Origin of the sequence: Kocuria marina, assembly GCA_014652975.1 — a bacterium.
GTDB classification, from domain to species: Bacteria; Actinomycetota; Actinomycetes; order Actinomycetales; family Micrococcaceae; genus Kocuria; species Kocuria marina.
Map to the genome: position 1 here is coordinate 1,057,180 of BMZV01000001.1, position 12,389 is coordinate 1,069,568.

Below are 12,389 nucleotides of genomic sequence, written 5' to 3' on the forward strand. Positions count from 1 at the left end.
CCGTGCCGTCACGGCGCCGCCGGATCGTCCTCCGCTGTGGTCGCGGACGGCACCGAGCTGCCCGTGGACGAGCGGGACGCCGAGCTGTACTACCGTCCGACGACGCGCCCCGGCTCGCGGCTGCCCCACGCGTGGCTCGGGCTCGCCGACCCGCGGGAACCCACCGTGTCCACGCACGACATCTGCGGGCACGGCCGGTTCACGGTGCTCACCGGGATCAACGGCGCCAAGTGGGCGGACGCCGCCAAACGGGTGGCCGAGGAGCTCGGCATCCCGCTCACGGCCCACGTGATCGGGCCGGAGCAGGAGTACGAGGACCTATACGGTGACTGGGCCGGACTGCGCGAGGTCGCGGACGACGGCATGGTGCTCGTGCGCCCCGACAACCACGTGGCCTACCGTTCGCACGGGATGGTCGAGGATCCCGCGGCCACGCTGACCGAGACGCTGCGCGCGGTGTTGGGCAGCGGGGAGGGTGCGCTTCAGGGCGGCCGGAGCTCCGTGAGTGCTCGCGACGCTTCCGAGCAGGACTCCAGGGGCGCTTCCGAGCAGGGAACGCGGGACGCTTCTCAGCAGGGGGCCCGGGCATGAACGTCGCACCGCGGCCACTGAGTCGGGAGGACGCCTCCCGTTACGCCACGCGCGTGACCCTGCTGGGGACCTCCGGTGGGCCGCCGTGCGCGGGACGGCTCCGACCGGGTGGGCATCTCCACGCTGCTCACCGTGAACGGTTCGCAGTACCTCATCGACTGCGGTGAGGGGTGGGCCCGTCCTACCGCCGCTCCGGGGAGTCCACTCCCGGGTACCGTGGAGCATGACCAAAAAACTGATGACCGCCCGCCGCAGGGCCCACCGCGCCGCGCTGTTCACCGGATTGGCACTCACGGGGATGGGGACCTTGCACCTCGTGAAACCGGAACCGTTCGACCACCTGATCCCCGAACAGCTGCCCGGCACCGCCCGGCAGTGGTCCATCGGCTCAGGATTCGCGGAACTCGGGACCGCCGCGCTGCTGCTCATCCCCGCCACACGCAAGGCCGGCGGGGTGGCCGCGGCCGCCCTGTTCGTGGGCGTGTGGCCCGGCAACTTCAAGATGGCGTGGGACTGGCGCCACGCGTCCGCCGCGAAGCAGGCGATCTCCCTCGGCCGCCTCCCGCTGCAGATCCCCATGATCATGAGCGCGGTCAAGATCGCCAAGAACGCATAGCTCCCGGGGCCGCCCCGCACCCGCGGGTGGCCGGGTGGTTCCGCGTGAGACGCGCCGTCGACATCCGCGCGGAGACGGCCCCTGCGCCCCGGCAGCGCTTCCGGACCCCTGCGCCGCCCGGCTACCGTGACTGATATGCGTATCGCACTCGGCCAGTTGCTTAGCACCCACGACTCGCAACACAACCTCGAGCGCGTCCGCGAGCTCGCGCGCCGCGCGGGGGAGGACCGCGCGGATCTCCTCGTGCTGCCCGAGGCCACGATGTTTGCGTTCGGTCGCAGCCTCACGGACGTCGCCGAACCTCTCGATGGCCCATGGGCCACGGCGGTCTCCGAGCTCGCGCGTGAGCACTCGGTCGCGATCGTCGCCGGCATGTTCACCCCCGGTGACGGTGATCGCGTGCGCAACACCGCGGTGATCGCCCTCCCGGACGGCACCGTGCGCGGCTACGCCAAGATCCACTTGTACGACGCCTTCGGCTTCCTGGAGTCGGACACCGTGGACCCCGGCGACGAACCGGTCACCTTCTCCGCGGGCGGCCTCACGGTGGGGGTCGCCACGTGCTACGACATCCGCTTCCCGCGTCTGTTCACGCGTTTGGCGCACGACGGCGCCGTGGTCACCGTTCTCGGCGCGTCCTGGGGGGACGGGCCGGGCAAGGTCGCGCAGTGGGAACTGCTGGCACGCGCGCGAGCCCTGGACACGACGTCGTACGTGGTGGCCGTGGGACAGGCGAACCCCGAGTCGGTGGGGGAGGAGAACCCGGACAAGGCGCCGCGCGGTGTGGGGCACAGCCTGGTGGCCGCGCCGGACGGTTCCGTGGTGGCGCGGCTGGGAGACGCCCCGGACTACACGGTCGTGGACCTGGACCCGGAGCTCGTGGAGCGGACGCGCAAGGCCATCCCGGTGCTGCGCAACGCGCGCGAACTCTGAGACCCGGGAAGCTGTGCGCGGTGGGTGAACGAGCGCTGACAAGGCTCGCGGTCCGTGCCTACAGTGAGCAGTAGCACGTCATAAGCCCCTGCCTTGTGGGCGTGGACCGTCATACTCGAGCAGTCCGGAGGTCAGAATCATGGCTGATGCCACTCAGAACAACCACCCCGTCCGCTTCGCCGTGGTGGGCGTGGGACAGATCTCCCAGCAGGCGTTCATCCCCGGGCTCTCCCGGATCGAGGACGCGGAGCTCGCGGCACTGGTGACCTCGAGCCCGGAGAAGGCGGAGGTGCTGGGTCAGGAATTCGGTGTGGCCACCTACTCCTACGAGGAGTACCCGGCGCTGCTGGAGTCCGGTGACATCGACGCCGTGTACGTGGCCACTCCCGTCTTCCGCCACCGCGAGTTCGCGGAACCCGCGGTGAAGGCCGGGATCCACACCCTGCTCGAGAAGCCCATGGCCACCTCCGTGGAGGACTGCCAGGCCATCACCGATGCCGCGAAGCAGAGCGGGGCCACCCTCATGGTCGCCTACCGCCTGCACCAGGAACCCGCGACCGTGGAGATGATCGAGAAGGTCCGTGACCAGCAGGTCATCGGTGACCCGCGGTTCTTCACCGCGACCTTCTCCCAGGACATCACGGAGGAGAACCACCGCGGTCACTCGGGCTTCTGGGGTGGGCCCATCCCCGACATGGGCACCTACCCGCAGAACATGGTCCGCAACCTCTTCCACGACGAACCCGTGGAGGTCTACGCCAAGGGAGTCCGCACCCCGGGCCGCGAGTTCAACTTCGACGACACCGTGGCCGTGACCCTCACCTTCCCGGGTGAACGGGTGGCGCAGTTCACCATCAGCTACGCCTCCGAGTCCGCCGAGCAGTTCACCGTGGCCGGGACCAAGGGCGAGATCAGCGCGCAGCCGTGCTTCGGTTTCGGTCCGGGCGTGGGCATCGAATACACGCTCACCCAGGAGGGCTCCTCCGAGAGCTTCGCCCACGACCCCGTGGAACAGTTCGGTGGCCAGACCCAGTACTTCGTGGACTGCCTGCGCCGGGGCGAGGCCCCGGAACCGGACGGCGAGGAGGGCATGCTGGACGTGCGCGTGAACGAGGCCGTCCTCGAATCGCTCGAGACCGGCCGCCCCGTCACGCTCGAGCCCTATCAGCGGGAACGGACGGTGACCTCCGAGCAGGTCCGCCGCGTCACCCCCGCGGACGAACCGGAGGACGACGAGCTCGTGGACCAGGTTCCCCAGAACGGCTGATCTCCCGCATCTCGGGCCCCTCGACGAACGGACAGCACTGCCATGACACACCAGTACATCCATGAGACACGGTTGTCCCAACCCCGGGAGCGGGTCTTCGCGTGGCACGAGCGCCCCGGCGCCCTGCCTCGCCTGACCCCGCCGTTCGGTGGGGGCCCCGACCAGGTGCGCCAAGCGCCGTCGGACGGGATTGAACCGGGCTCGGAAGCCAAGCTGGGGATCTCCGTGCCCGGGACGTTCGGCATGGTGCACCTGCCCTGGACAGCCGAACACGGTGAGTGGGATCCGCCGCGGTACTTCACGGATCGCATGGTCAGCGGGCCGTTGGGGGAGTGGGAGCACCGGCACGTCTTCGAGGAGACGGAGAACGGCGGGACCCTGGTCCGGGACCAGGTCACCGTGCGCCCACTGCCGGAGTGGGCGGGCAAGCTCAACGACCTGGGTGAGCGCGTGATGACGCCGCAGCTCGAGCGGATCTTCGCCTACCGGGAACGCCAACTGCGTGCCGACCTGGACTTCCACGACCAGCACGACGGGCCCCGGCTCACCATCGCGGTGGCCGGTTCCTCCGGGCTCGTGGGCACCCAGGTGTGCGCGCTACTCGAAACGGGCGGGCACACGGTGCTCCGCCTCAAGCGCGGCGGCGCCACCGGTGAGGGTGTCATCGGCTGGGACCCGGACGAAGGGGTGCTGAACCCGCACGATCTGGAGGGGGTCGACGTCGTCGTCCACCTGGGCGGCGAAAGTATCGCTACACGTTTCACGCCCGCGAAGAAGCACGAGATCATGCGCTCGCGCGTGGACAGCACCAACCTGCTCGTGCGCGCGCTGGGCCAGGTGTCGGCCGAGAAGCGCCCGCGCGCGCTGGTGGTCGCCTCCGCGATCGGTTACTACGGCACCGGGCGGGGGGACGAGATCCTCACGGAGGACTCCGCGTCCGGGGACGGTTTCCTCGCGGAGGTGTGCCGGGAGTGGGAACGTGCCGCGCACGGGGCCGCCGTGTACGGCATGCGCGTGGTCAACGTCCGCACCGGTCTGGTGCTCTCACCCACGGGTGGCCTGCTGAAACCGCAACTGCCCCTCATGGAGGCCGGTCTGTCCGGGCCCATGGGCGGCGGGAAGCAGTGGCAGAGCTGGATCGGCCTGGACGACATGGCCGCCGCCGTGGCCCACCTTGCGCTGAGCGACGACGCCGAGGGCCCGTTCAACGTGGCCGCCCCCGAACCCGTGCGGCAGAAAGAGTTCGCCAAGACCGTGGCCGGTGTGTTGCACCGCCCCGCGGTGGTTCCCACACCCCTGGCCGGTCCCAAGGCCGTTCTGGGGGCGCAGGCCACCGAGGAACTCGTGGCGGCGAGCCACCGGGTGGACGTCGGCAAGCTCCTGGCCAGCGGGTACCGGTTCCGCAACGAGGACCTGCGCAGCTGCGCCGAGCACATCCTGGGGCGCACCCGCTGAGGCTGAGCCCGCCGCTCAGGTGTGAACGCGGAACACCGCGGGGGCAGAGCTCCACCGGTCGGGCGGTGTCCCTCTCCTCCCCGGGAGCGGATTCGGTATCCTTTTCCCGTGACATCTCAACACAACCGGCCCGCAGCGTACTTCGGTGCGCTCCCCTCGGCCGATGACAAGGAGTCGGACAGTCCCGGGCAGCGCCGCTGCTCCCCTGACATCCGCTCGTTCGGTTCCCCGTTCCCTTCCCGCGCCGATGCGGTGTGCATTGAGGTGAGCTGGTGCTGACTGCCTGGCTGCTCCTCCTCGTCTTTCTCCTGCTGGTCCTCGCCAACGCCCTGTTCGTGGCGGTCGAGTTCTCGTTCCTCACCGTGGACCGCCAAGCGGTCCAGCGCGCGGAGGCCGAAGGCGACAAGCGCGCCAGGACCATCGAGCAGAGCCTCAAGAAGACCTCCACCAACCTTTCCGGTGCCCAATTGGGCATCACCGTCACGAGCCTCCTGGCGGGCTTCCTCACCGGTCCCAGTCTGGGCACCCTGTTCAGCGAGGGTCTCGGGTGGACCGGCGTGCCCGACGCCGCTGCGGTGGGTATCGCGACCACCGCCGCGTTCATCGTCGCGACCTTCACGCAGATGGTGTTCGGTGAACTCGTCCCCAAGAACTGGGCCATCGCGGACCCCCTGCGGGTCACCCACGTGGTCGTGCTGCCGCAGAAGATCTTCATGGTGGTCTTCGGCTGGCTCGTCACCATGCTCAACAGCTCCGCGAACGCGGTGCTGCGCATGCTCGGTTTCACGCCCACGGAGGAAGTGGCCAACGCGCGCACCGCGGAGGAACTCGCGTCCGTGGTGAGCCGCTCCGGGCGTGAGGGCACGTTGGACGCGGGCACCGCGGAACTCGTGGCCCGGTCCATCGAGTTCGGTGACCGCACAGCCGCGGACGTGATGCGTCCCCGCCCCCGAGTCACCTTCCTGGACGCGGACGACACCGTGGAGCACATGCTGCTCACCGCGTCCGAGTCCGGTCACTCCCGGTTCCCCGTCACAGGGGAATCGGTGGACGACATCGTGGGCGTGGTGCACTACACCCACGCGCTCGCGGTTCCGTTCGAGGAACGCGCGGTGGTGCGCGTCGCGGACGTGTGCGTCCCCGCGGACGTGGTCTCCGAATCCATGACCCTGGACCCGCTCATGCGTCAACTGCGCAACAAGGGTCTGCAACTGGCCGTGGTCGTGGACGAGTACGGTGGCACCGCGGGCATCGTGACCCTGGAGGATCTCATCGAGGAGATCGTGGGGGAGATCGACGACGAGCAGGACACCCGGGTGCAGCGCTTCCGCCGCACCCGCGACGGTGGCCTGGTGGTCTCCGGACTGCTGCGCCCGGACGAACTGGGCGACGTGCTGCGCGTGGACATGCCCGAGGGCGAGGAGTCCGACACCCTGGGCGGTCTCATCGCCGAGGAACTGGACCGGCTGCCCATCGTGGGCGACAAGCTCACCCTGGAAGCGATCGACCACATCCACCGCGACGACGACGACCTGCCCACCAAAGCGCAGATCCACCTGGCCGTGGTGCGCATGGACCAGCACCGCGTAGACCGCATCATGGTGCACCGCGAAGGCGGCAATCCGGACGAACGGGGCGGTTCGACGTCGTCCACGTCCTGGCGCCCACCCGGGCGACCGGACCCGCTGGGCGGTGAGAACCGCGACCCCGAGACCGCGGAGGAATTCCGGGTCTCGCACGGCGACCGTGTGGGCGCCGCCGGTTTCCACCGGGACGAGGACGTGTCCGTGGAGGACCCGCGTGAGGAGCAGCAGCGATGACCACGAGTACCGCCATCATCGTCCTGGTCCTGCTTCTGGCGGGCAACGCCTTCTTCGTGGCCAGCGAGTTCGCGATGGTATCGGCCCGCCGCGACCAGCTCGAACCCCGCGCCTCGGACGGATCCAAGTCCGCGAAGTATGCCCTCAAGGGCATTGAGAACGTGTCCGTGTCCCTGGCCGCCACCCAGCTGGGGATCACCGCGTGCTCCCTGCTGATCGGTGCCGTGGGCGAACCCGCGATCGCACACCTTATTGAGGTGCCCCTCGAGGCCGCGGGCGTGCCGTCCGCTCTGCTGCACCCGATCGCCCTGGCGATCGCGCTGCTGATCGTGACCTTCCTGCACATGGTCCTGGGCGAGATGGTGCCCAAGAACATCGCCATCGCGATCCCCAGCCGCGTAGCCCAGGTGCTCGGCCCCGTGCTGCACGGCTTCGTGGTGGTCTTCCGCCCCACCATCTGGGTCATGAACGAGACGGCCAACCACCTGGTGCGCTGGCTGTTCAAGGTGGAGCCCAAGGACGAGGTCGCCTCGGCCTTTACGTCCGATGACGTCCGCGGTTTCGTGGCCGAGTCCGGCCGTGAGGGCCTGCTCGACACCGACGAGATCCGATTGCTCACGGGCGCGCTGAACTTCGAGAACAAGACGGCCGGCGACGTCGCCCTGCCCCTCGCGGGCATGCGCACCGCCCCGTCCGACATCACTGTGGCCGGGGTCGAGCAGTTGTGTGCGGAGACGGGCTTCTCGCGCTTCCCCGTGCGGGACGTGAACGAGCGGCTCATGGGCTACGTCCACACGAAGGACGTGCTGGGGTTGCCGGAGACCGCTCGGGAGCAACCGATCCCCGCGGCCATCATCCGCCGCTTCGCGCGCGTGGCCCCGGAGGACAAGCTGCGCAAGGTCACCCGCACCATGCAGGCCAACGGCGCGCACTTCGCGCTGCTGGGCCAGGTGGCCCGGGACTCGCGCACCACGGACGAGTCCGTGTACATCGTGGCGCTCGAGGACGTGCTGGAGGAGCTTGTGGGCGAGGTCCGCGACGCCACCTCCAAAGCCGATCAGGACCCCGCCGCATGAGCCCGCGGAAGCTGTACCGGATCGCCGCGACCGCCGAGGCCGTCACGTGGGCGCTGCTGATCCTGGGCATGATCGCCAAGTACGGATTTGGTGCCGGTGACCTCCCCGTGCGCCTGGCCGGGGGGATCCACGGGTTCGTGTTCCTGAGCTACTGCGTCTCCACCGTGGTGGTCTGGACGGACCGGCGCTGGCCGGCCGCCACGGGCGTGCTGGGCCTCGTGCTCTCCGTGGTCCCGTTCGCCACGGTGCCGTTCGAGCGGCACGTGGAGCGCAAGGGCCTGCTCGCGGACGAGTGGCGCGTGGCCCCCGCGGGTCACGCGCGCACCGGGGCCGGCACCACGTCGGACGGACGGGTTGCGGGGGACGACGACGCCCGCGCCACCTCCGCCACCCCTGGCGGGGTCCCGAGCGGGCTGCGTGAGCCCGCCCGCACTCCCGCGGAGCGGCTGCTCGCGGTCATCCTGCGGTGGCCCGTGCTCTCCGCCCTGGCCCTGCTGGTGTTCGTGGTGGCGCTGTTCTCGGTGCTGCTCACCGCGGGCCCGCCCACCGAGTGGTTCTCCTGAGGGGAGCCCCACGGTGGCCCGCTCATCCCCTCGCATGATGCACACCGCAGGTCCTGTGGGACGTGATCGCGGGACTGGTCACCGGCGTGCTCCTGACCCTCGTGGCCTCCCTGGGCCCGGCGCGGCGGCACTCGACGGTCTGCGCGGCTCCCGCTCCGCCGACGGCATTCCGACGCCGCGCAGCGCCTCGACGTGCAGGAAGCCACCAAGCTGGAGGAGTCCGTCGCGAAGATCCTGCACGTGGGCACGGATGAGCTGGGTGGAGCCTTACTCGAGAAGGCCGGCTACGTGAACCTCCTGGACATCCTGCTTGCGGTGATGCTGGCACTGCTCGCGGTGGCCGTGGTGGTCTCCGTCCTGGGGATCGCCTCCACCACGTCCCTGTCCGTGCTGGAACGCTCCCGGGAGAACTCCCTGTTGCGCGCGCTGGGGTTGTCCAAGCGGCAACTCGGGGCGCTCATCCGGCGGGAAGTCCTCGTGATCTCACTCGTGGCCACCGTGGTGGGCCTGGTGGTGGGCTGGCTCTTCGGGATGCTGGGGGTGATGTCCCTGGTCGTGGAGGGGATGACCGTCCGGCCCGTGGTGCCGTGGGGTGGTTTTCTGCTCATTCTGGCCGTTGCTGTGGTGGTGGCGGTCATCGCCTCCGCGCTGCCGGTGCGACGGGCCACGAAGCTCAACCCGGTGGAGGGGCTGGCGCGGGTCGACTGACCCGATCGCTCCGGCACGGCGGCGCCCTGAACGGCCCCGCCACAAAGCCCCGGCTGAGTACCGCGAGGTGCTCGGCCGGGGCTTCGTCACGAGTCCCGCGCCAACCGATCCGCGGTGTCCAGCAGGCGCTGCAGGATCTGCTGCTTCTCCTCCGGGTCCTCCGGCAGCAGACCCATGGACGCCCGTTGGTAGAGCCCGTCCCCCATGCACTGCACGGCTGTGGCGATCATCGGGTCCCCCACGTCCTCGAGGACCACGCGGTACCACTCCCGGGTCACGCGCTCGCAGGTCTCTCGGGCGCCGGGCTCGCCGGACTGCACCATGCGGAAGGCCACCATGAGGCTGCGGTCCAGGGGGCTGTCCTCGTAGAGGGACGTGGCCAGGAACTCCCGTGCGGCACCCCGGGGGGATTGCGTGAGGCGGGTCAGGTCCTCGCGGGCCATCTCCTCGCACCGGGCCAGGGCGGCGTCCACGAGCGCTTGCCGGTGGGGGAAGTGGTAGAGCAACCCGCCCTTGGACACCCCCGCCCGGGCGGCGACGGCGTCCAGGGTCGCGGCACGTTCGCCCTCCGACAGCACGAGGTGTTCGAACGCGGTGAGTAGTTTCTCGCGGGCCACGGGTTTGCGGGGCATGGGTGTAGTGAACCTCACGGGGTGGGAATCATTGCCAGCCTAACCATGTTAACTGTACCGTCTAGACGGTAAAGACTTGGCGAGAGGCTCCTGTGAAGGAGCTCGGTACAACCGTGTACGGCTCGCACACCCGAATCCGCAGCTCTTCTCCCAGGAGGTTCCACGTGTCCGTGATGGTCGATCAACACCGCAAGGCCGATGCCCGTGGCTGGGCCGCCCTGGGCGCCCTCATGTTCCCGGTGCTCCTGGTCTCCGTGAACAACACCGCCCTGAGCTTCGCCCTGCCCGCGATCTCCGCGGGGCTGCGTCCCACCGCAGCGCAGCTGCTGTGGATCGTGGACATCTACCCCCTGGTCCTGGCCGCCCTGCTGATCCCCATGGGGAGCCTGGGGGACCGGATCGGGCGGCGGAAGATGCTCATCATCGGTTCCTCGGGCTTCGGCCTGGTCTCCCTGGGCGCGGCCTTCGCCCCGAGCGCCGAATGGCTGTTGGCCGCCCGCGTGGGGATCGCCGTGTTCGGTTCCATGCTCTTGCCCACCACGCTGTCCCTGTTGCGCACCGTGTTCCAGGACGATCGCCAGCGCAGCCTTGCCATCGCGATCTGGACGGCCGGGTTCAGCGCCGGCGCCGCCCTGGGTCCCATCGCCGGGGGCTTCCTGCTCAACCACTTCTGGTGGGGCTCGGTATTCTTGCTGGCTGTCCCGGTGCTGATCGCGTTCCTGATCGCGGCCCCGTTGCTGCTGCCCGAGTCCCGTAACCCCCACCCGGGACCGGTGGACCCCGCGTCCATCGTGCTCGCGATCCTGACCATGGCCCCGATCGTGTACGGCATCAAGACCATGGCCACGGGTGGCTCCGCTCTGCATGGTGTGCTGTTCATCGCCGTGGGTGCGCTGTCCGGGTTGTTGTTCGCGCGCCGCCAGGTGGTCAAGGACTACCCCATGCTGGACCTGCGCTTCTTCCGCAGCCCCCGGTTCTCGGGCGGGTTGTCCGTGAACGTGGTGTCCAACGTGGCGATGTTCGGGTTCCTGTTCTTCCTCACCCAGCACCTGCAGCTGGTCAGTGGCATGGACCCCATGACCTCCGGTCTGTTCATGGTCCCCGGGCTGCTGCTGGCGATCGTCGCCGGGCTCACCGCCGCGAAGCTGGCCTACACGATCGGATTGCGCAACGCCGTGGTGCTGGGTCTGTTGCTCGTTGCCCTGGGCTTCCTCCTGGTGTTCTTCACCGATCAACAGGCCTCGGCGCTGCCGGTCCTGGGTGGGTTCACCGTGATGAGCGCGGGTGTGGGTATCGCAACCACACTGTCCACCGACCTCGTGGTCTCGTCCGTGCCGGAACGCAAGGCCGGAGCGGCGTCGGCCGTGTCCGAAACCGGGTACGAGGTGGGCGCCGTGCTCGGCACCGCCGTGCTGGGTGGTGTGACCACCGCGTTCTACCAGGCCCACTTGGACCTGCCCGCGGCCCTGGATCCCGCGAGCGCGCAGGCCGCGCACGAGACGCTGGGTGGCGCCCTGGACGTGGCTGCTCAGTCGCCGTTGCAGGCTTCGATCGTCGACGCCGCCACGGCCGCCTTCTCCTCCGGCATGCAGTGGAGCTCGCTCGTGGGCGGTTTCATGGTGCTGGTCGTAGCCATGGTCCTGGTGCGCGTGCTCCGCGCGGACCGTCGCATGCCCCGCACCCACTGACCGGACCGCGATGCTGTAGCGGTCCTCCTCACACGAGTCCTTCGAGTCGATGGATGCCCGTGACCAGGTCCGCTGTCGTGGGCGCTGCTGCGTAGCTCAGGCGAACGCGCGGGACGTCGGGCTGGTCGGCGTGGAAGTAGGTGCCGGGGGCCAGCGCGGTGCCGCGCGCGAGGGCTGCCGAGAGGAACTCGCTCTCGTCGGTGCCCCGGGGAAGGCGCAGCCACAGGTGATAACCCCCGCGGGGGTGATCGGGGAGGACGTCTGCCCCTAGGGTCTCGACGACCGTGCGGACCGCCAGCCGCCTGCGCTGCGTGAGCGCCGTCTGCGATCGTGCCAGGGACCGGCCACTGCCCGCATCGCGGTGGACAGGGCGGCCTGTCCGCCACCCACGACCAGCACGTCCTCGCGCCCCCGCCCCGCCCCGGGTCGGGACACCACCAGGCCACGCTGGGCGAGTAGCGCGCGTGCCCGGGACACGGTGGAGGCGCTCGCGCCGAAGCGGGTCACGAGAGCCCGGTGGGACGGTAGCCGCGTTCCCGTGGCACGTGATGTGATGTCCCGCGTCAGTTCCCGGGCGATGTCCTCGGAACTGCTACTTCGATCATGAAAGCTTGTCATAGCGCTACTGTTCCCACAGCAGTATCGGTTCGGGGCCCGGGACGGGTCGACGGCGTATGGGGCAGTGGCCCCCTCCTCGCGTCCCTGGGCGTCGTCGCCTTATCCCTGAGCTTCCCGGGCACGGTCTTCGCCCTGGGCCGGTTCGAACCCTGGACGGCCACCGGACTACGAGGCGCCATCGCAGCGGCACTGGCCGGGCCCGCCCGCCCGTGCCCGCCCGTCACGACTGGGTGGGGATCACCGTGGTGGCACTCGGCTGCGCCCTGCGCTTCCCCTTGCTGACCACTCTGGCGCTGCAGACCACGTCCGCTTCGCACTCCGCGGTGGTCATCGGTGCCCTACCCATGGCTACCGCCGTCATCTCCACGCTGCGCACCGGGAATCGGCCCTCGTGGGCGTTCTGGTGTGCGGCCGCCACGTGA

13 protein-coding genes are annotated in these 12,389 nt (G+C 69.7%); 11 read left to right on the plus strand and 2 right to left on the minus strand.

Annotated features, from left to right (window positions below):
- Positions 1-36: 36 nt before the first annotated feature.
- The 9 genes from IE157_RS04935 (at position 37) to IE157_RS04975 (ending at position 9,029) form a co-directional block, all read left to right on the plus strand.
- Entirely contained in the window at positions 37-591 is a 555-nt protein-coding gene (locus IE157_RS04935) for an aromatic-ring hydroxylase C-terminal domain-containing protein (RefSeq protein WP_193519269.1), read from the plus strand.
- 223 nt (positions 592-814) lie between these two features.
- Positions 815-1,207, plus strand: coding sequence for a DoxX family protein (locus tag IE157_RS04940; protein WP_085106837.1), 393 nt, complete (start codon positions 815-817; stop codon positions 1,205-1,207).
- Positions 1,208-1,342: 135 nt separating this feature from the next.
- Complete coding sequence (locus tag IE157_RS04945) at positions 1,343-2,140, plus strand: carbon-nitrogen hydrolase family protein (RefSeq protein ID WP_193519270.1); 798 nt, start codon at positions 1,343-1,345, stop codon at positions 2,138-2,140.
- Between the two features lie 139 nt (positions 2,141-2,279).
- Positions 2,280-3,407 carry a Gfo/Idh/MocA family protein gene (locus IE157_RS04950; protein WP_193519271.1) on the plus strand — a complete coding sequence of 376 codons (1,128 nt, stop codon included), beginning with the start codon at positions 2,280-2,282 and terminating at the stop codon, positions 3,405-3,407.
- 42 nt (positions 3,408-3,449) lie between these two features.
- Positions 3,450-4,862, plus strand: coding sequence for a TIGR01777 family oxidoreductase (locus IE157_RS04955; RefSeq protein ID WP_193519272.1), 1,413 nt, complete (start codon positions 3,450-3,452; stop codon positions 4,860-4,862).
- A gap of 272 nt (positions 4,863-5,134) precedes the next feature.
- Positions 5,135-6,682, plus strand: a complete 1,548-nt coding sequence (locus tag IE157_RS04960) for a hemolysin family protein (protein WP_193519273.1) — start codon at positions 5,135-5,137, stop codon at positions 6,680-6,682.
- A complete protein-coding gene (locus IE157_RS04965) occupies positions 6,679-7,758 on the plus strand; it encodes a hemolysin family protein (protein WP_193519274.1) in 1,080 nt (359 codons plus the stop codon). Before IE157_RS04960 ends, IE157_RS04965 begins: the two co-directional genes overlap by 4 nt.
- Positions 7,755-8,321: a DUF3817 domain-containing protein gene (locus tag IE157_RS04970; protein ID WP_064847109.1), complete on the plus strand. Its 567-nt coding sequence runs from the start codon at positions 7,755-7,757 to the stop codon at positions 8,319-8,321. Before IE157_RS04965 ends, IE157_RS04970 begins: the two co-directional genes overlap by 4 nt.
- Positions 8,322-8,513: 192 nt before the next feature.
- Positions 8,514-9,029 (plus strand): FtsX-like permease family protein, encoded by a 516-nt coding sequence (locus IE157_RS04975; RefSeq protein ID WP_193519275.1) that lies wholly within the window; start codon positions 8,514-8,516, stop codon positions 9,027-9,029.
- 86 nt (positions 9,030-9,115) lie between these two features.
- Here IE157_RS04975 and IE157_RS04980 read toward each other — a convergent pair whose 3' ends face one another.
- Complete coding sequence (locus IE157_RS04980; RefSeq protein WP_064847107.1) at positions 9,116-9,661, minus strand: TetR/AcrR family transcriptional regulator; 546 nt, start codon at positions 9,659-9,661, stop codon at positions 9,116-9,118.
- A gap of 173 nt (positions 9,662-9,834) precedes the next feature.
- Between IE157_RS04980 and IE157_RS04985 the strand changes: the two genes are divergently transcribed.
- On the plus strand, positions 9,835-11,349 hold the full coding sequence (locus IE157_RS04985; RefSeq protein ID WP_064847143.1) for an MFS transporter: 1,515 nt from the start codon (positions 9,835-9,837) through the stop codon (positions 11,347-11,349).
- Between the two features lie 267 nt (positions 11,350-11,616).
- Here IE157_RS04985 and IE157_RS13080 read toward each other — a convergent pair whose 3' ends face one another.
- Positions 11,617-11,967 carry a GntR family transcriptional regulator gene (locus IE157_RS13080; protein ID WP_193519276.1) on the minus strand — a complete coding sequence of 117 codons (351 nt, stop codon included), beginning with the start codon at positions 11,965-11,967 and terminating at the stop codon, positions 11,617-11,619.
- A 209-nt stretch (positions 11,968-12,176) separates the two neighbouring features.
- Between IE157_RS13080 and IE157_RS12830 the strand changes: the two genes are divergently transcribed.
- On the plus strand, positions 12,177-12,389 hold the full coding sequence (locus IE157_RS12830) for an EamA family transporter (protein ID WP_318281323.1): 213 nt from the start codon (positions 12,177-12,179) through the stop codon (positions 12,387-12,389).